This window comes from Streptomyces crystallinus, from assembly GCF_039521265.1.
Classification (GTDB): Bacteria; Actinomycetota; Actinomycetes; order Streptomycetales; family Streptomycetaceae; genus Streptomyces; species Streptomyces crystallinus.
The window spans coordinates 15,098-33,882 of the sequence record NZ_BAAACA010000032.1 but is presented as its reverse complement, the minus strand read 5'-3'; the positions used below and the strand labels follow the sequence as shown (position 1 = coordinate 33,882).

General features: G+C 69.8%; 17 protein-coding genes and 1 tRNA gene. 9 read left to right on the top strand and 9 right to left on the bottom strand.

The annotated features are described in order from the left end of the window. Window positions 1-205: 205 nt before the first annotated feature. The gene (hppD, locus tag ABD236_RS22725; protein ID WP_344076123.1) at window positions 206-1,351 is read right to left on the bottom strand and encodes a 4-hydroxyphenylpyruvate dioxygenase; all 1,146 of its coding nucleotides are present in this window, start codon (window positions 1,349-1,351) and stop codon (window positions 206-208) included. Between the two features lie 121 nt (window positions 1,352-1,472). Between hppD and ABD236_RS22720 the strand changes: the two genes are divergently transcribed. From ABD236_RS22720 to ABD236_RS22685, 8 genes are all read left to right on the top strand, one after another. Beyond that, a complete protein-coding gene (locus ABD236_RS22720) occupies window positions 1,473-1,952 on the top strand; it encodes an Lrp/AsnC family transcriptional regulator (protein WP_283143301.1) in 480 nt (159 codons plus the stop codon). Between the two features lie 33 nt (window positions 1,953-1,985). Beyond that, window positions 1,986-2,633, top strand: coding sequence for an ABC transporter permease (locus ABD236_RS22715; RefSeq protein ID WP_344076118.1), 648 nt, complete (start codon window positions 1,986-1,988; stop codon window positions 2,631-2,633). Next, complete coding sequence (locus ABD236_RS22710; RefSeq protein ID WP_344076116.1) at window positions 2,626-3,891, top strand: betaine/proline/choline family ABC transporter ATP-binding protein; 1,266 nt, start codon at window positions 2,626-2,628, stop codon at window positions 3,889-3,891. Before ABD236_RS22715 ends, ABD236_RS22710 begins: the two co-directional genes overlap by 8 nt. Next, window positions 3,888-4,724 carry an ABC transporter permease gene (locus tag ABD236_RS22705; RefSeq protein WP_344076113.1) on the top strand — a complete coding sequence of 279 codons (837 nt, stop codon included), beginning with the start codon at window positions 3,888-3,890 and terminating at the stop codon, window positions 4,722-4,724. Before ABD236_RS22710 ends, ABD236_RS22705 begins: the two co-directional genes overlap by 4 nt. Next, the gene (locus ABD236_RS22700; RefSeq protein ID WP_344076111.1) at window positions 4,724-5,713 is read left to right on the top strand and encodes a glycine betaine ABC transporter substrate-binding protein; all 990 of its coding nucleotides are present in this window, start codon (window positions 4,724-4,726) and stop codon (window positions 5,711-5,713) included. Before ABD236_RS22705 ends, ABD236_RS22700 begins: the two co-directional genes overlap by 1 nt. 141 nt (window positions 5,714-5,854) lie before the next feature. Beyond that, the gene (locus tag ABD236_RS22695; protein WP_344076109.1) at window positions 5,855-6,463 is read left to right on the top strand and encodes an ArsR/SmtB family transcription factor; all 609 of its coding nucleotides are present in this window, start codon (window positions 5,855-5,857) and stop codon (window positions 6,461-6,463) included. Between the two features lie 35 nt (window positions 6,464-6,498). After that, complete coding sequence (locus ABD236_RS22690) at window positions 6,499-6,690, top strand: hypothetical protein (protein ID WP_344076107.1); 192 nt, start codon at window positions 6,499-6,501, stop codon at window positions 6,688-6,690. Next, entirely contained in the window at window positions 6,687-8,003 is a 1,317-nt protein-coding gene (locus tag ABD236_RS22685; protein WP_344076104.1) for an MFS transporter, read from the top strand. Before ABD236_RS22690 ends, ABD236_RS22685 begins: the two co-directional genes overlap by 4 nt. Window positions 8,004-8,087: 84 nt before the next feature. Here the strand turns inward: ABD236_RS22685 and ABD236_RS22680 are convergent, their stop codons facing one another. The 4 genes from ABD236_RS22680 to ABD236_RS22665 all read right to left on the bottom strand — a co-directional run bounded on the left by ABD236_RS22680 (window position 8,088) and on the right by ABD236_RS22665 (window position 13,484). Continuing rightward, window positions 8,088-8,876 carry a YlbL family protein gene (locus ABD236_RS22680; protein WP_344076102.1) on the bottom strand — a complete coding sequence of 263 codons (789 nt, stop codon included), beginning with the start codon at window positions 8,874-8,876 and terminating at the stop codon, window positions 8,088-8,090. A gap of 80 nt (window positions 8,877-8,956) precedes the next feature. Beyond that, window positions 8,957-9,601 carry an IclR family transcriptional regulator gene (locus ABD236_RS22675; RefSeq protein ID WP_190091831.1) on the bottom strand — a complete coding sequence of 215 codons (645 nt, stop codon included), beginning with the start codon at window positions 9,599-9,601 and terminating at the stop codon, window positions 8,957-8,959. 434 nt (window positions 9,602-10,035) lie between these two features. Beyond that, complete coding sequence (locus tag ABD236_RS22670) at window positions 10,036-11,820, bottom strand: DEAD/DEAH box helicase (RefSeq protein ID WP_344076096.1); 1,785 nt, start codon at window positions 11,818-11,820, stop codon at window positions 10,036-10,038. Between the two features lie 176 nt (window positions 11,821-11,996). Further along, complete coding sequence (locus tag ABD236_RS22665) at window positions 11,997-13,484, bottom strand: MFS transporter (protein WP_344076094.1); 1,488 nt, start codon at window positions 13,482-13,484, stop codon at window positions 11,997-11,999. A gap of 201 nt (window positions 13,485-13,685) precedes the next feature. Between ABD236_RS22665 and ABD236_RS22660 the strand changes: the two genes are divergently transcribed. Next, window positions 13,686-13,760: transfer RNA gene (locus tag ABD236_RS22660), tRNA-Cys, on the top strand. A 68-nt stretch (window positions 13,761-13,828) separates the two neighbouring features. Here ABD236_RS22660 and ABD236_RS22655 read toward each other — a convergent pair. The 4 genes from ABD236_RS22655 to mycP all read right to left on the bottom strand — a co-directional run bounded on the left by ABD236_RS22655 (window position 13,829) and on the right by mycP (window position 18,779). Beyond that, window positions 13,829-14,461, bottom strand: coding sequence for a hypothetical protein (locus ABD236_RS22655; RefSeq protein ID WP_344076090.1), 633 nt, complete (start codon window positions 14,459-14,461; stop codon window positions 13,829-13,831). Window positions 14,462-14,537: 76 nt separating this feature from the next. Further along, window positions 14,538-16,868 carry a hypothetical protein gene (locus ABD236_RS22650; RefSeq protein WP_344076088.1) on the bottom strand — a complete coding sequence of 777 codons (2,331 nt, stop codon included), beginning with the start codon at window positions 16,866-16,868 and terminating at the stop codon, window positions 14,538-14,540. A gap of 62 nt (window positions 16,869-16,930) precedes the next feature. Further along, window positions 16,931-17,356: a hypothetical protein gene (locus ABD236_RS22645; RefSeq protein WP_344076086.1), complete on the bottom strand. Its 426-nt coding sequence runs from the start codon at window positions 17,354-17,356 to the stop codon at window positions 16,931-16,933. Between the two features lie 187 nt (window positions 17,357-17,543). Beyond that, entirely contained in the window at window positions 17,544-18,779 is a 1,236-nt protein-coding gene (gene mycP, locus ABD236_RS22640; protein WP_344076084.1) for a type VII secretion-associated serine protease mycosin, read from the bottom strand. Window positions 18,780-18,785: the final 6 nt, after the last annotated feature.

Here is an 18,785-nt window from a genome sequence, read left to right as displayed (position 1 = left end):
TACTTAGGGGCGCGGGGAACTGCGCGAGCAACCCAGCACGGTCCGCAGCCGAAAGACAGGCCGCCCGCCCAGGGCTTTCGGGAAGGGGCGGGGTGGGGAATGGCTCTCCGGGCACAAGACACCGCGGCCCCTCCGGGTCAGGTCCGGAAGGGCCGCGGGGGTTTGACGTTACTTCAACTCACCGACGCACGCGGCGAGTTGCGGATCACAGATTGCCGCGCTTCTCCTGCTCCCGCTCGATCGCCTCGAACAGCGCCTTGAAGTTCCCCTTCCCGAACCCCATGGAACCGTGGCGCTCGATCATCTCGAAGAAGACCGTCGGCCGGTCCTGCACCGGCTTGGTGAAGATCTGCAGGAGGTAGCCGTCCTCGTCCCGGTCCACCAGGATCTTCAGCTCGCGCAGGGTCTCGACGGGCACCCGGGTCTCGCCCGCCCACTCGCCGAGCGTGTCGTAGTAGGAGTCCGGCGTGTCCAGGAAGGCCACACCGGCCGCGCGCATCGCCCGTACCGTCGAGACGATGTCGTTCGTGGCGAGCGCGATGTGCTGGACGCCGGCGCCGCCGTAGAACTCCAGGTACTCGTCGATCTGCGACTTCTTCTTGGCGATGGCGGGCTCGTTGATCGGGAACTTCACCTTCAGGGTCCCGTCGGCCACCACCTTCGACATCAGCGCGCTGTACTCGGTCGCGATGTCGTCGCCCACGAACTCCTTCATGTTCGTGAAGCCCATGACCTTGTTGTAGAACGCCACCCACTCGTTCATCCGGCCGAGCTCGACGTTGCCCACGCAGTGGTCGATCGCCTGGAAGGTGCGCTTGGCCGGCGGCTCGACGATCGGGTCGGCGGCGACGAAGCCGGGCAGGTAGGGGCCGGAGTAGCCGGACCGGTCGACCAGGGTGTGGCGGGTCTTGCCGTACGTGGCGATCGCGGCCAGCACGACCGTGCCGTTCTCGTCCTTCACCTCGTACGGCTCGGTCAGGCCCGTCGCGCCGTGCTCGGTGGCGTACGCGTACGCCGCGCGCGCGTCCGGCACCTCGATGGCGAGGTCGACGACGCCGTCGCCGTGCTCGGCCACGTGGTCGGCCAGGAAGCGGCCGTGGTCGGTGGACGCCTTGATGACGGAGGTGAACACGAAACGGGCGGACCCGTTGGTCAGGACGTACGAGGCGGTCTCGCGGCTGCCGTTCTCCGGTCCGGAGTACGCGACGAGCTTCATGCCGAAGGCGGTCGAGTAGTAGTGCGCGGCCTGCTTGGCGTTGCCCACGGCGAAGACGACCGCGTCCATTCCCTTCACCGGGAAGGGGTCGGCCTGCCGCGCGGTGTCGGGCGTGTGATCGATGGTCTCAGTCATAGCGGCAGGCTCCCCCCGTCCTGCAAGGTGCGCAATAGTTTGCGTTGCGGGTGAACAATCTGACCAGTCATGCACCGGCCGACACCCACTTTCTGTACATCGTGACCATCCGGAGAGGCTCATGGCGATCGATCATCTGGACGGGCGGCTCATCGTGCTGCTGGCACGGGAGCCGCGTATCGGGGTCCTTGAGGCGTCCCGCAGGCTCGGCGTGGCGCGCGGCACCGTGCAGGCCCGGCTCGACCGGCTTCAGTCGAATGGAGTCATCCGGGGGTTCGGCCCGGACGTCGACCCGGCGGCCCTCGGCTACCCGGTGACCGCGTTCGCCACCCTGGAGATCAAACAGGGCCAGGGAGCCGACGTACGGGCGCACTTGGCCACCGTGCCCGAGGTCCTGGAGCTGCACACCACCACCGGGCACGGGGACATGCTCTGCCGTCTGGTGGCCCGCTCCAACGCCGATCTCCAGCGGGTGATCGACCGGGTCGTCGGTTTTGATGGCATCGTCCGGGCCTCCACGGCGATCGTCATGGAGAACCCCGTTCCGCTGCGGATCATCCCGCTGGTGGAACAGGCCGCGGAGGACTCCGTCAGGGGCTGAGGCCGGGCCGGCAGCCGAGGTGAGGTGGCGCGTATGAGCTTCTGGAGCTACCTGTCCAACCGGCATCAGCAGCTGCTCACGGACGCCTTCCAGCACGCCGGCGCGGTCTTCCAGTGCATGGTGATCGCGACCGTGCTCGGGGTGGCGATCGGGGTGCTCACCTACCGCAGCGGCTGGGCGGGCTCACTCGCCGTCACCGCCACCTCCACCGTCCTCACCATCCCCTCGCTCGCCCTGATCGGTCTGCTGATCCCGCTGGTGGGCCTCGGGGTCGCGCCCACGGTGATCACCCTGACGCTGTACGGGCTGCTGCCGATCGTCCGCAACGCCATCGTCGGGCTGCGCGGGGTCGACCCCTCGCTGGTGGACGCCGCCAAGGGCATCGGGATGTCGCGCCCGGCCCGGCTGCTGCGGGTCGAGCTGCCGCTGGCGTGGCCGCCGATCCTGACCGGGATCCGGGTGTCGACGCAGATGCTGATGGGCATCGCCGCGATCGCCGCGTACGCCTCGGGCCCGGGGCTCGGCAACGAGATCTTCCGCGGTATCGCCTCGCTGGGCAGCGCCAACGCGATCAACCAGGTGCTCGCGGGCACCCTCGGCATCGTCGTGCTCGCCCTGCTCTTCGACGCCGCGTACGTCCTGATCGGCCGACTGACCATTCCCAGGGGGATCCGTGCCTGAGCCGTCCGCCACCGCTGCCCGAGCGCCCGCCGCCACCTCGGGCGCCGCCATCGAGCTGGAGAACCTGACCAAGCGCTATCCCGGCAACCCGGGCCCGGCCGTGGACAACGTCAGCATGGAGATCAAGGCGGGCGAGACCGTGATCTTCGTGGGGCCCTCGGGCTGCGGGAAGTCCACCACGCTCAAGATGATCAACCGGCTGATCGAGCCGACCTCCGGCCGCATCCGGATCGACGACGAGGACGTCACCGACATCGACCCGGTGAAGCTGCGCCGCAAGGTCGGCTACGCGATCCAGTCCTCCGGGCTCTTCCCGCACATGACGGTCGCCGAGAACATCGCGCTCGTACCGAGGATGGTCGGCTGGTCCAAGGCGCGGGTGAAGGACCGGGTGGAGGAGATGCTCGACCTGGTCGGGCTCGATCCGCGCGAGTTCCACGGCCGCTATCCGCGCCAGCTCTCCGGCGGCCAGCAGCAACGGGTCGGCGTGGCCCGGGCGTTGGCGGCCGACCCGCCGGTGCTGCTGATGGACGAGCCGTTCGGCGCGGTCGACCCGATCACCCGCGACCACCTCCAGGACGAGCTCATCCGGCTCCAGCACGAGCTGCACAAGACCATCGTGTTCGTCACCCACGACTTCGACGAGGCGATCAAGCTGGGCGACCGGATCGCGGTGCTGCGCGAGCGTTCGCACATCGCCCAGTTCGACACCCCGGAGGCGATCCTCACCAACCCGGCCGACGACTTCGTGTCCGGGTTCGTGGGGGCGGGCGCGGCCCTGAAGCGGCTGAACCTCACCCGCGTACGGGATGTGGAGATGGCCGACGTGCCGACCGTCACCGTCGACGACCCGCTCCAGTCGATCTTCAACAAGCTACGCGGCGGGTCGCACAGCGAGCTGTTGATGCTGGACCGGCGCGGCCGCCCGTACAAGTGGCTGCGGCGCGGCGACCTGATGCGGGCCAAGGGGTCGCTGGCGCGGGCCGGGCAGCTGGTGCACGACACGGTGACCCGCGACGCGACCCTGCACGACGCCCTGGAGGCGGTGCTGATCGACTCCGGCGGGCGGGTCGCGGTGACCGGGCGGCGCGGCGAGTACATCGGCGTCGTCGACATGGAGACCCTGATGAACTCGGTGCACGAGCTCCTGGAGGCCGACCGGCTGGCCGCCGTCGAGCACCAGCACGACCTGGAGGAGACCCGCCACCAGCTCACCGAGCGGGAGCTGGAGGGCTCGGACGGCGGTGCGTCCGGATGAGCACCGCACCCGAGCGCCCCCCGGGCGAGCGCGGGACGGGCGGCCTTCCCTTCCCCGACGAGGAGACGGAGCCCGCTCCCCCGCCCGCGCCCGCGCCGCACCGGATCACCTGGCAGAAGCTGGTGTTCCTGCCCGCGGTCCTGGCGGTGGTCCTGCTGGTCACCTTCCTGTGGATCACCAACGTCCACCTGGACTCGATCGCGAAGAACTCCCTGGACGACGGCAATGTGCGGCTAAGGCTCTGGCAGCACGTGAAGCTCACCGCGATCTCCACCTTCTGGGTGTTGCTGGTGGCGGTCCCGCTGGGCATCGCGCTGACCCGGCGCGGCCTCAGCCGGGCCGCCCCGCTGGTCACGGCCGTCGCCAACATCGGCCAGGCCACCCCGGCGATCGGACTGCTCGCCCTGCTGGTGATCTGGCTGGGCATCGGCCCCTCGACGGCGATCGCCGGCATGGTGATCTACGCGGTGCTGCCGGTCCTCTCCAACACGGTCGCGGGCCTGCGGGCGATCGACCCGCAGCTGGTGGAGGCCGCGCGCGGCATCGGCATGTCGGCGCCGGGCACCCTGGGCAGGGTCGAACTCCCGCTCGCGGTCCCGCTGATCCTCGCGGGCGTACGCACGGCGCTCGTCCTGAACGTCGGCACCGCCACCCTGGCCACCTTCGGCGGCGGTGGCGGCCTCGGCGACCTGATCACCTCCGGCATCCAGACCCAGCGCATGCCGGTCCTGGTCCTCGGCTCGGTCCTCACGGTCGCGCTCGCCCTCCTGGTGGACTGGCTGGCGTCGCTGGCCGAGGTGGCGCTGACCCCGCGCGGCCTGGAGGTGGGGTGATGGGCCGCGTACGGACACGATGGGCAGGCGCGGCCGGTGCCCTCGCCCTGCTCGCCGTCTCGCTCACCGGGGGCTGCGGGCTCACCAGCGGCTCCCCGATGGTCGACGACGTGCGGCCCGGCTCGATCGGCCGGGGCCGCCCCCTGAAGGGCGCCTCCCTGACGGTCACGTCGAAGAACTTCAGCGAGAACATCATCCTCGGCCAGATGGCCGGTCTGGTCTTCAAGGCGGCGGGCGCGGAGGTCGTCGACCGCACCAACCTGCCCGGCTCGATCAGCGCGCGCGAGGCGATCGTCAAGGGCGACGCCGACGCGATGTACGAGTACACCGGTACGGCGTGGATCACCTACCTCGGCAACAGCAGGCCCATCACCGACCCGCGGGCGCAGTGGAAGGCGGTCCGGGACGCGGACGTGCGCAACGGGGTGACCTGGCTGCCCCAGTCGACGCTCAACAACACCTACGCCCTCGCCATCAGCAAGCGGAACAACGCCAGATACAAGCTCAAGACCCTCTCGGACGTGGCCGCGCTGGCGAAGAAGGACCCCTCGGCGGTCTCGGTGTGCGTGGAGAACGAGTTCGCCTCGCGGGACGACGGGCTGCCGGGCATGGAGAAGGCCTACGGGATGTCCGTCCCGGCGTCCAGGATCCAGAAGATGGACGCCGGGATCATCTACACCCAGGTCTCCAAGTCCAGCTCGTGCCTGCTGGGCGAGGTCTTCACGACGGACGGCCGGATCAAGGCGATGGACCTGGACGTCCTCGCGGACGACCGGCACTTCTTCCCCAACTACAACGCGGCGCCCGAGCTGCACGCGAAGACGTACGCCAAGTACCCGTCGATGGCTGCCCTGTTGGACCCGGTCAGCGCCAAGCTGACGACGGAGGTCGCCCAGGACCTCAACGCCCGGGTGGACGTGGACGGCCGCGACCCGCACGACGTGGCGAAGGAGTGGCTGGTGGAGCAGGGGTTCATCAAGGAGGGGTGAGATCGCGGACCTGGCTCCCCGCTTCCGGGGATCCCGGCGCAAAGATCCCGGCACAAAGACCCCGATGCAAAGATCCCGGTGCAAAGAAGTAGATGCAAAGAACCACTTGCAGAGATCCCTTTGCAAAGCTACGGTTGCACCATGACCGAGCACGAGGAAGCCGAACCCGAGACCCCCAGGCAGGAGCCGCGCGAGCGTTCGCTCGACGCGCGCTCGCTGCGGGGCCTGGCCCACCCCCTGCGGATCCGGCTGCTGGCCGCCCTGCGGCACGACGGCCCGGCCACCGCCTCCCAGCTGGGCGAACGTCTCGGCGAGTCCAGCGGCGCGACCAGCTACCACCTGCGCCAGCTCGCCGCACACGGCTTCGTCGAGGACGCGCCCGAGCACGGCAAGGGCCGCGAGCGCTGGTGGCGGGCGGCCCACGAGGGCACCACGTTCACCGAGGAGCTGCACCGCGACCCCGACCCCGAGGTGCGCGGCGCGGTCGACCTGTTCATGCACGAGATCGCCACCATCCACACCCAGGAGCTCTCGACCTGGCTGGGCACCGCCAACGAGTGGCCCGAGGAGTGGTCCACCAGCTCGGACATGAGCGACTTCACGCTCCGGCTGACCGCCGCGCAGCTGCGCGAGCTCAACGACAAGACGCACGAACTCATCGAGAGCTACCGCGACCTCGCCCAGGCCAACCCCGAGGACACCGCCCAGGTCCGCGTCCATCTGCACGCGTTCCCGCGCAAGAGCCACTGACCCGCACCCCCGCACCGGCGAAGGGATCACGCACCATGCTGCCCGACACGTACCTCACCCTGCACGAGCAGCGCGCGGCCGAACTCCGTGCGCTGGCGGCCGCCGACGCGCTCGTACCGCGCCGCGAAGACCACCGCATACGCACCCACGTCGGCCTGAAGCTCGTCGAGTGGGGCACCCGCCTCGCCCAGCCGGCCCCGCCGCGCCACCGCACCCGTATCGCATGAGCGGGGACGGGGGGCACGGAGACGAAGGGAACCGGAAGGACGCTAGACGCACTCCCCTGGCCGCCGTTCTGACGGCCAACACCATTTCCACCGCGGGCAGTTCACTGACCCTGATCGGCGTTCCCTGGTTCGTCCTGGAGACGACCGGGAGCGCCGGCCGGGCCGGGGTGGTGGCCTTCTGCGCCACCCTGCCGATCGTCATAGCCGCCCTGGTCGGGGGCCCGGTCATCGACCGGCTGGGGCGGCGGCGGGTGAGCGTCGGCTCCGACCTGGTCTGCGCGCTCGCCATCGGTGCCATCCCGCTGCTCCACTTCGCCGGGGCGCTCCACTTCTGGCTGCTGTGCACGCTGATGGCGCTCGAAGGGCTGGCCGCGACGCCCGGCCGGACCGCCCGTTACGTCCTGGTCCCCGACCTCGCCGAGCGGGCCGGCATCACCCTGACCCGCGCGGCCAGCCTCTTCGACGCCGTGCAGCGCGGCGCCAGGATGGCGGGCGCGGCGCTCGCCGGGCTGCTGATCGCACTGGTCGGGGCCGAGTCCGGGCTGCTCCTGGACGCGGCGACGTTCGGCACGTCCGCGCTCCTGGTCGCGTGCGGCCTGCGGGGCGTCCGGGCGGCCGAGCCGGTACGGGACGCGCCGCCGGTCTCCCTCAGCGGCTACCGGGCCGAACTGCGCGAGGCCTACGCCTACTTGCTGCACGCCCGGCTGCTGCTGGCGGTCTCCGTGATGGTCATGGTCACCAACGGCCTCGACCAGGGCTGGAACGCGGTCCTGCTCCCGGTCCACGCCGAGCGCGAACTGGGCGGCTCGACCCAACTCGGCCTGCTCACCGCCTCGTTCGGGGCGGGCGGCCTGCTGGGCGCACTGCTGTACGGCGCGGTGGGCCACCGGTTCCCGAGGCGCGCGGTGTTCACCGCGGCCTTCGTCCTGGCGGGCGCGCCCCGCTTCGTGGTGGCCGCGCTGACCGGCTCGGCGCTGCCGCTGGCGGCCACGATGGCGCTGGGCGGCCTGGCGGGCGGCATGCTCAACCCGATCCTGACGACGGTGACGTACGAACGCGTCCCCCAGGAACTGCGCAGCCGGGTCTCCGGCGCACTCACGGCGGGCTGCGAACTGGCCATGCCGCTGGGCGGCTTGGGGGCGGGGCTCCTGGTGGACGGGGCGGGGGCGCGGGGGGCGCTGCTGGTGGTGGGGGCGCTGTACCTGGCGACGACACTGAGCCCGCTGGTGTTTCCGGTGTGGAGGGGGATGGATGACCAACGGCCGCAAGGCGGAACGGAGTTGATGCCGCAGCCCGCAGGTGCGACGCACTGAGCAACCCCTTAGGGGCGCGGGGCGGTGTCATCGTGCGGCTCCGCCGCGTGGGCGCGACCAGCCCCCGCCGGCCCGCAGACGAGCTCAACAGCTGGGAACGTCCGCCCCCTTATCCAAGGCCTTCAGGGCCGACACGGCCCCCGACAACGTCGTGACCGGAATCAACCGCAGCCCGGACGGCAGCTCCGCCCGCGCGTCCGCGCACTCCGCCTTCGGCACCAGGAAGACGGTCGCGCCGTCCCGCCGCGCGGCCTGCGTCTTCAGCGAGACGCCCCCGACCGCCCCGACGCTCCCGTCCGCCTCGATCGTCCCCGTACCGGCGATCGTGCGCCCGCCGGTGAGCTCGCCGCCGGAGCCGTTGCCGACGAGCTTGTCGACGATGCCGAGGGAGAAGAGCAGCCCGGCGCTGGGGCCGCCGACGTCGGCGAGGTTGAGGGTCACCTTGACCTGCCCGGCACCGAGGTGGAGGTAGTTCAGGGCGGCCGCGGTGGCGCTGTCCTGGGACTCCTTCATCTCGGCCCGGTTGTGCTCGCTGATCTCCTCGTCGCTGCCGCCGGACGGGTAGACCGAGTTGCGGGGCATCACGGCCCGGTCGGTGCGGAACCACGCCCGTACGACGTCGGAGATCCCCACGTCCTGGGAGGGGCCGGTCGCCACGATGGTCACCATCCGCAGCTGCCCGGTGGTGGGACGGGCGGGCCTGCCCTCGATGGTGATCACCGGCTTGCCCTTGTCGTCCCCGAGCACGTTCGCGGTCGGCCCCGGCTGCGCCACCGAGAACGGCAGCGGCGCGAAGCCGACGACGGCGAACAGCGCAACGACGGGGGCGGAGCCGATGGCGAGGTTGCGGAGGCGTGAGTGACGGGGGTGCACGGACCCAATGTATCGGGGCGCGCCGAGCGGCCTGCGGGGGCTCGGCCCCACAGGTCGCCCCACACGGCCCGCGCCCCGGCTCACCGCAGCGCGTCCGCGACCTCCCTCGCCGCGTCCACCACCCTCGGACCGACCCTTTCCGGTACGGCGTCGGCGAGCATCACCACACCCACGCTCCCCTCTATCCCCGTCACCCCGACGAGCGGCGCGGCGGCGCCGCTGGCCCCGGCCTCCAGCTCGCCGTGGGTGAGGGTGAAGCCCGGGTCGACGAGTCCGCCGGCCTGGCGGGCGGAGAGGATCGCCCGGCCCGCCGCGCCCCGGTCCAGGGGGTGGCGGAACCCGGCCCGGTAGGCCACGTGGTAGTCGGTCCAGGTCGGCTCGACGACGGCGACGGCGAGCGCGTCGGCGCCGTCGACCAGGGTGAGGTGCGCGGTCGCGCCGATGTCCTCGGCGAGCGAGCGCAGCGCGGGCAGGGCCGCCTCCCGTACGAGGGGATGGACCTGCCGGCCCAGGCGCAGCACACCGAGGCCGACCCGGGCGCGGCCGCCCAGATCACGTCGTACGAGGGCGTGCTGTTCGAGGGTGGCGAGCAGACGGTAGACCACCGTCCGGTTGACGCCGAGTTTGTTGGACAACTCGGTGACGGTCAGGCCGTGGTCGGTGTCGGCGAGCAGCTTGAGGACACGCAGTCCCCGGTCGAGCGTCTGGGAGGTCTCCGCGGTCACGACGCCCACTCCTTACGGTGAGTCGCGGCGGCTCCCCACGAGATCGCGACACCGGTCCCATCGGCGACGCGCACAGAGGCCGCCGGCAGGCCATGGCACCGGCTGCGCTCCGCGGCGGCGCTGCCACGGGGCGTTTTGCATGGCGGGACAGTAGCGATCGGTCCCGCTCAGCGGAAGCCCTCGTCCAGAATCCGGGCGCGCGGGTTGACGAGCCGGGGCTTTCCTCCCGGTTCAGGACCTAAGTCCAGGGCGCGCGGGACCTTGGTCCACGCCGGCGACTTTACCTTCGCATTACTGTTCTGGTGTACGAGGGCGTCCGTGGGGGACGGCTCTCGTACACCGCACCCCGTCCCCACGGGAGAAGGCGGGGCCCGGAACGCACCCGGGCCCCGCCGCCCCAACTCCCCGCGGCGGAAGGGGGATCACTCACCCGGTCACTTCATCCGGGTGGCCCACTCCTGCACCTTCTTGATCCGCTCACGGATCTGCCCGGCGGTGGCCTCGGCGCTCGGCGGGCCGCCGCACACCCGGCGCAGCTCGGTGTGGATCACGCCGTGCGGCTTGCCGCTCTGGTGGACGTACGCGCCCACCATCGTGTTCAACTGCTTGCGCAGCTCCAGCAGTTCCTTGTGGGAGACGACGGGCCGGCGCTCGGCGGGCATCTCCAGGAGGTCGGCCTGCTCGGCGGGCTTCTGCCGGCTGTGCGCGATCTGGCGGGCCTGCCGCTTCTGGAGCAGCAGCTGCACCTGGTCGGGTTCGAGCAGCCCGGGGATCCCGAGGTAGTCCTGCTCCTCCTCGCTGCCCGGGTGCGCCTGCATGCCGAACTCGGCGCCGTCGTACAGCACCCGGTCGAAGACGGCGTCCGACTCCAGAGCCTCGAAGGGCAGCATGTCCTGGTCGCCGGTGTCCTCGTCCTGCTGCTTCTCGGCCTCGGCGAGGAGCTTGTCCTCCTCGGCGTACGGGTCCTCCTCCCCCTCCTTCTTGGGCTTGTCGAGCACGTGGTCGCGCTCGACCTCCATCTCGGAGGCGAAGCCCAGCAGGGTGGGGATGGTCGGCACGAAGACGGAGGCGGTCTCGCCGCGCCGGCGCGACCGTACGAAACGGCCGACGGCCTGGGCGAAGAAGAGCGGCGTGGAGATGGTGGTGGCGTACACGCCGACGGCGAGCCGCGGCACGTCGACGCCCTCGGACACCATCCGGACGGCGACCATCCAGCGGTCGTCGCTGTGACTGAACTCGTCGATCTTCTTGGAGGCCCCGTTGTCGTCGGAGAGGACGACGGTGGCCTTGGTCCCGGTGATCTCCCGGATGAGCTTGGCGTAGGCGCGCGCGGAGTCCTGGTCGGAGGCGATGACCAGGGCGCCGGCGTCCGGGATGCCCTTGCGGACCTCGGTGAGCCGCTGGTCGGCGGCGCGCAGCACGTTCGGCATCCAGTCGCCGCGCGGGTCGAGGGCGGTACGCCAGGCCTGCGAGATGGCGTCCTTGGTGAGCGGCTCCCCGAGCCGCGCCTCGATCTCGTCACCGGCCTTGGTGCGCCAGCGCATGTTGCCGCTGTACGAGAGGAAGATGACGGGCCGCACGACGCCGTCGCCGAGGGCGTTGCCGTATCCGTAGGTGTAGTCGGCGGAAGACCGCCGAATCCCGTCGTTGCCTTCCTCATACGTGACGAAAGGGATGGGATTGGTGTCGGACCGGAAGGGGGTGCCGGTGAGGGCGAGCCGCCGGGTGGCGGGATCGAACGCCTCCAGACAGGCCTCACCCCAGGACTTCGAGTCCCCCGCGTGATGGATCTCATCGAGGATGACGAGGGTCTTGCGCTGCTCGCACCGGTTGCGGTGGAGCATGGGGCGCACGCCGACACCGGCGTAGGTGACGGCGACCCCGTGGTACTCCTTGCTCAGCGGCCCCGCGCTGTAGTCGGGGTCGAGCCGGATGCCTATCCGCGCCGCCGCCTCCGCCCACTGCTTCTTCAGGTGCTCGGTCGGCGCGACGACGGTGATCTGCTGCACGACGTGGTGGTGCAGCAGCCATGACGCGAGGGTGAGCGCGAAGGTCGTCTTGCCGGCGCCGGGCGTGGCGACGGCGAGGAAGTCACGCGGCTGCTCCTGGACGTACTTCTCCAGCGCCCCTTGCTGCCAGGCACGCAGCTTGTTGGCCGTACCCCAGGGGGCACGCCCGGGAAAGGCGGGTGAGAGGTGGTGGGAGGCGGTAGTAGTCACGGTCTCCGGTTCGTGCGATCGGGTGCGGCGGGCGACACGACGGGGACCGACGCCCCAGCCACGTACGTACGACAACCGGGCCACCTTACCGGTGAGGCGGGGGCGGGGGCGGGGCGACGGGGCGGGTGGGGGGTGGGGGGTGAGCGGGTTCACAGGGGCCCGGCAGGGGCGGCACCTCACCGCTCCCGCAGCCGGACCCCCACCCACGCCCCCGCCGCCGCGACCACCGCCATCGGCAGGAAGACCACCGCGAACGCGCCCGGGTGCCCGGTGGCGGCGCCCTCCGTCACCGCGTCGTGCGCGCCCCCCACCGACCCCCCGCCCAGCGCGGCGAACGCCGCCCCGCCCCCCGCGAGGAGCAGCACGTTCGAGAGGCCGTCGGAGATCTGGAGGGCGGCCGAGTTCGTCCCCGCCTCCTCCGGCGCGGACAGCTTCAGCAGCAGCACGCTCGTGGAGGCGATGACCATGCCCATCCCGAAGCACCCCACGCCCCAGGCCACCGCCACCACCCACACCGGCACCCACGACACCAGCACGCTCGGCGCCGCCGCGATGGCCGCGGCGACCATCAGCATCCCCACCACCATCAGCCGCTCCCGGTACGGCTCGGCCCACGGCCGCGCCTGTACGTACGACCCGAGCGCCCACGTGCCGCCGCCCGCCGCCAGCGACAGCCCGGCCATCGTCGTCGACATCCCCCGCTGCGTCACCAGCATCAGCGGTACGAAGGACTCGGCCGCGATGAACGACCCCGCCGCCATCCCCCGCAGCAGCACCACGGACGGCAGCCCGCGCACCGCCCGGTACGTCCCGCGCGGCAGCAGCGCACGCCGCCCCGCGACGGCGGGCACCAGCAGCGCGGCGCCCGCCACGGCCGGCAGCAGCGAGAGCGGGCGCAGGTCCTGACCGGCGTACTGGAGCAGCCCCGCCCCCAGCGAGATCATCAGCGCCAGCCGGATCCGCCGCCTGCCGAACGCCTTCACGGGCGCCTCCGGGTCGGCGGGCCCGGACGCCATCCGCCGTATCGCGGGGAGGGCGAGCGCCAGCGGGAAGACGATGAGCGCGGGGATCCCCACGAACACCCAGCGCCACCCGAGGTGCTCGGTGACGGTGCCCGCCGCCAGCGGCCCGACCACGGACGGCACCACCCAGCTCGCCGCGTACGCCGCCATGATCGCGGGCCGCATGTGCTCGGGGTAGGCGCGCCCGACGACGACGTACAGCGCCACGATGACCAGCCCGCCGCCGAGCCCCTGTACGGCCCGCCCGCCGATGAAGGTCCACATGTTCACGGCGGTACCGGACAGCAGCAGCCCCGCCCCGAACGCCGAGATCCCGACCGCCAGCGCCCCGAGCGGCCCGCGCCGGTCGGCCCACTGCCCGGCGACGACCATCCCGAACAGGCTGGTGGTGAAGTACGCGGAGAAGGCGAACGCGTACAGCGACACCCCGTCGAGCTCCCGCGCGGCGACCGGCATGGCGGTCCCGACGGCGGTCGCCTCGAAGGCGATGAGGAGGACTACGGCGATGGTGCCGATGCTGAGGGCGCGGTGGGTTTTGCCCAGAACGCCGGGGTTACCGCCGGATTCGACGGTCAGGTCGGCGACATCGGTGACGGCGTCGGAAGGGGTGACGTCCGCGTCGGCGGACTCCAGGGCGCTCATGAGGCTCACAGTAAGGGCCTAGACGGGGTTTGACCCCTGTCCAGAGAAGGGCCCCCAGATCAGCATTTGGTCGTACGCCCCAGGCCGCACCCCACCCCCACGGCCCCCCATGTGAACGCCACATGGCAGTCCCATTGCAGCCCCCCGCCACGTCTTCCCCGCCCCTCCCCCACCCCCTACGGTCGAAGACATCAACACATTGGCCGTGTGCCCGAGTGGCTCAGGGGCTCGCCTGCAAAGCGAGTTACGTCGGTTCGATTCCGATCACGGCCTCCACAACACCCGCGAAGCGGGCGCCCCCACGGCGCGGGGGCGCCCGCTTCGTCCGTTTCCCCCGGCAACCGCTAGCGCGACACCGGAACGAGCGTCGCCTTGGGCGGCAACCCGCCGTCGCGTGCGCAGCCGAGTTCCTTCGCCAGGGCCAGGGCGGCGGAGTGCAGCGCCGTGAGGCTGGCCTCCCTCAGCGGCCGCGAGTCCTTGTCCGGCGGATGCCGGTCCGTGATCTCGCCGCCGATGAGAGCGGGACTCTCCGCAGAGCCCGGCAGTCTGGGGCTGACACACTCGAAGAAGAGGTAGGACTGCTTCACTCCCGCCGTGGCCAGCTTCCCCATGACATAAGGATGTTGACTGGAGGCGAGGTCACTGTTGTCGAGCTCGTACTTGCCGGCGAGAGAGAATCTCAGTCTGGCATCCGTGAAGTCGTTGCCGCCCTTCCTGTAAACGGAGCACAGAGTGTGCTCGGGCGACGAGGGCGCGCGGCGCAGGAAATCGTGCTCCAAGTCGGACGCCACCGCCGACACCCCTTCACCCTCAGGGCTCGGATAGAAGAGCTCCGCTCCGGTCACCACCTTCAACGCTGCCGCGCCTTCGACGGAGAAGGCGTCGTCGCACAGCTCGGTCGCGCCCAGGAATTTCCTCTTGCTGTCGCCATCGGCATCACCACCGCCGCATGCCACCATCGCGAGCGCAGCCAGCACAGCGAGCGACGCGCACCGTATCGTGCTCCCCCGTCCCCTGCTCCCGCGTGCCACAGTCCGAGAACTCCCTCTCGCATCAATCCGTTTCGGGATCATTTCCCTGCTGATTCTCGCGCGCGTTGCCCTTCGCGTACCCGATGTCCATGGCTTCTTGCACATCCTGCCCGAAATCACTTCTGGACTGGATTCGGTGGTACTCCATGAAGTGCTTCATGGGCGATTCAGCGCTGTACTCGCCGGCGCAGAAGATTGCCGTCTTCTGCTCGCGAGTGAGCTCTTCGATCTTTTCCTTGTGCTTGTCCACGGACTTGTCGGACCAGTCGCCGATCACCTGGCCAGCGATCTGCTCCATGGCGCCATGGCCCGTGTCCATGGCGAGCGGAACGAGGACGGCCGCCGCCCCGGCCCCCGCCGCCGTGGCCGGAAGGAAAGCCACACCAGCGGCGATCGCCGATGTCGAGCCGAATTCGACCCAAGCGGATCGCTTCGCATGCGCCTTCTCGTACTCTTCATGCAGCTTCATTCCCTCGGCCTCGACCTGGTCGGCTCGCGCCTGGTCAAGCATTCCCTGCACCTCGGCGCCGGTCCGGACGGCTTGGCGCACCCCTCCTTCATGGATCGTGCCGTTCGCACCGACCTGCGCCTCCAGCGTGCTGGTCGTATAGATACGTTCCGCGGTCGCCATCGTGGCGTAGGCGTCCGGATGCTGCCCCAGAGTGCTCAGAAACCCGCGCACTTGCTTCTGGTCGAAGTGCGCATGCGTGTTCGCGTTCCCGGCTGGGGCGAACACGCTATCCGGCTGGTGGTCATCGATCGCCCAGTTGATGTCGTCCATATAGCCCGCCCCCATGTTCCCGAGGCTGTCAGCCATAGCGTCCTGATGCTTCAGCAGTTTCGCATCACCACCGTACTTCGAGACGACATCGTTCATGATCTGCGCTGTTGTCTCATCCCTCCGCAGATGCGGATCAGCATCGTCCCAGGCATGCCCGAGCGTCGCCGACTCCAACGCATGCCCGAAGGCATCCGTCGTATAGCCCGCAGACTTCTTGACGTCACCCGGATCGTGACTGTCAATATCAGGGAAGGACTTATAGTCCTCCCTGCCGAAATAGTCGAGGTAATTTTCAATCGGACGACCGGACTCGTCCTTCCCCAAATACGCCGCCCCGCTCTTGACCGTCCCATCCTCGTTGTACGCGGTCGGATCGGCCGAGAAGAACTGCTTCGAGGCCTCCGGGCTGTGGCCGAGGGCCTCCAGCACGGACGTCACCGGGTCGTAGCCGGAACCGTTCTCCCCGGACGGGTTGAAGGGGTTCTTCTGCCAGCCCCCGACCGGCTTCGTATCCGCGAACAGATATGGGTTCTTCTGGTGCAGCTGAGCCACGTGCTCGGCGATCGGATTGAGGAACCTGGGGTCGTAGTTCCCGTACCGCATGATCCCGCCGAGCAGCTGATACCCGTACGGCGGATTCGTGTCGTACTTAGCCAGCGCGATCCGCTCGGTACCGAGCTTCCGCAGCTCGCCGCCCCAACTGTCCGGCAGATGCCACTTGTTGTCGGGATCGGTCGCGGTGGCCAGATTGAGCCCGAGGTTCTTCTGCAGATCCTGGACGTCCTTGAGCCGCTCCTTGTCCACCTTGGCGTAGTCATATGTATCGGTCGACAACTGCCCGAAGAATTCGAGCGCACCCTTCGGCCCCAGCCTCGCGTAGAACGTCGTGGCGAACTCCGCCGACCCGTGGTTGTCACGCAACAACTCATTGAGCTTGTTGAGCTCGCTGTGGCTGATCGCCCGCCCCTTGGAGGCGAGGTCGACGGCCCGCTGCGCTTCCTCCGCGTTCAGGCTGGAGAACCGGGGCACGGTGAAGTTGTGGTCATCCGTGACGTTCGCCGCCAGCGCGAGCCGCAACGACTCGTCGGCGTCGCCGCACTCCTCGACCAGCGCCTTGACCCGCCGCTGCCACTCCGCGAGGTTGTCGTTCTGCTTCTTCAGCTCAAGGGAGAAGTCCGGGGCATGGCGGGCGGTGTAGTCGCCGGAGACGGAGTAGCGGGCGGTGACCTTGCCGTGGGAATCGACGACGATGCCGGACTTCTCCGAACCGTCGACGATCTTCTGTAACTCGTCCTTGGCCCGTTTGAACGCCGCGTACCCCTCGTTCAGGACCGCGTGGATCCCCTTCGCCTCCGCCGCCGCGTCCTCGAACTCCTTGGCCGTCTTGGCGATGAAGGCCCTGGTCACACCGGCGTTCACCCCGGCCCAGTCGGCCGCGTCAGCGTGCGCCTTCATCCCCTTGCGGGCCTCTTCGGCTAGCGTCTTGAGTTTGCCGACCATGTCCGACCAGTCGTCGACCGCCGTCTTCAGCTTGTCGAGCGGTGCGTTCACCACGTCGTCGTACGTGAGCATGTCCTGATACCGATCTTGGTTGGCTCGAAGTCTCAGAGTGCCGAAGTCGCTTTCCTTGTCACCTACTTCAGGTACTCGTCGATCCGCGACACCGCGATCAGCTCGCCCCCGACGCGCTCGTCGTCCTTGGCGTGGGCGGCCATCGAGTAGTCGAGGTGGTTGGAGATCTGCGCGCAGGCGTCGCTGAGCGTGCGCAGCTGGGTGTCCCACTTGGCGCGGACCTTCGCGAGTTCGCCGCCGCTGGTGAAGTTGCGGGCGGTGAGCGCGGTCGCGGCGGCGCCGGTGGATTCGCGTGCGTGATTGCCGTCGCGCCGGAGCCCGTCGTGGAGCTTGTACGCGTCCCCGCCGACCAGGCCGAGGTCGTCGCGCCGCACGCTCAGATCGGCGGCGCCAGGCCCGCCCGGCGCACCGTCGGCGCGGTTCAGCCGCATCGCCACATTCGCAGCCGCACTCGCCTGCGCCTGACGCCACTCTTCCTCGAACGACATGCGGATCCCCGCCCCCGTACGCCCCCGGACGACTCTTTACCGTTTCCACAACGTACGGACGCCGGGCTCTTCGCGCCAGCACATGGTCCGGCTATGGGGTTACGTGGCCGTTTCATCCCCCCTGAATGGCTGGGATGGGGCGGATGGGTTGACGGGGGCCGCTGTTGTCCGTGACGTATGCGGTGACCTATGCGGTGCGGCGCCGTCGCGAACGTACGAGCGGTACGGCTACGGCCGCCCCTACGACGGCCACCGCCCCGAGTCCGATCCACAGCCCTGTGCTGCCACCGCTGTCGCCGTCGCTGTCGCCTGCTGCCGTTTGCGGGGCGGTGGGCTTGGAGGTGGCGGGGGCGGGGGCGCTTGAAGGGGCGTTGGGAGAAGGCGAGTTGGCTGCGGCCGCCAGGTCGGGCAGCGGCCACTCGTTCGCCGGGCCGGGGTCGCCGGGGTTCGTCAGGGCGATACGGGGGCGGACGACTCCGTAACCGATGTAGTCCGTGCGCTTCTCGCCGTTACGGGGGCCGCCGGCCGTGTTGAGCATGACCCGAAGGACCTGGTTGTTGGTCCACTGGGGGTATTTGGACCAGATGAGGGCGGCGGAGGCGGAGGCGAGGGCGGTGGCGCCACTGGTGCCGTGGCCGGTGCAGATCTGCGTACCGCCCGTGCAGGCGTTGACGATCTCGTCGCCGGGAGCCGCGAGGTCGACTTGGGGCCCGTGCTCCGATTCCTTTGTCGCCACGATCGCCTTGCTCACGGCTGCCACGCCCACGACGCCAGGCGTTCCCGCGGGGAACTCCACAGCGTTCCCCTTGTCTCCGCTGTTGCCCGCCGAGGCAAAGATGAGCGACCCCTTGTCCAAGGCGTACTTCACAGCTGCGGTGAGCTCCTCAGATCCTTCTGAGAGGCCTTGTGAAATGTTGATGACCTTGGCACCACGATCCGCTGCGTACCGAATGCCTTGGCTCATAGCCTTGTTGACCAGCGGAAGGTTCTGCCCCAGCTTCGTTCCTTCGGTCAGCTTGGGCATCTTGACGGGCAAGATCTTGACGCCAGGCGCAAGCCCGAAGGAACCGTTGCCATCCGGCCGCTTCCCCGTGCCCGCGATCAACGCGGCCATACCCGTGCCGTGATTGTTGTTGTCGGTGTTCTCGTCTCCAGGCTGGTTGGAGAGGTTGAGACCGGGCAGGACTTGGCCCTTGAGGTCGTCCAGGCTGTCGTCGACGCCACTGTCGATCACAGCCACCGTGACGCCCTTGCCCGTGCTGATCTTCCACATCTCGTTCGCCTGCATCGCGTCGAGATGCCACTGGCGCTCGCGGACGGTGTCCGCATGGGCGGGCGTGGCAGCAATGCCTACCAGCAGAGCCCCCAAGGCGACGGACACGGCACGGCCGTGCCTCATGACTCGATGGCTGCTGGTAGGCATGCGCTT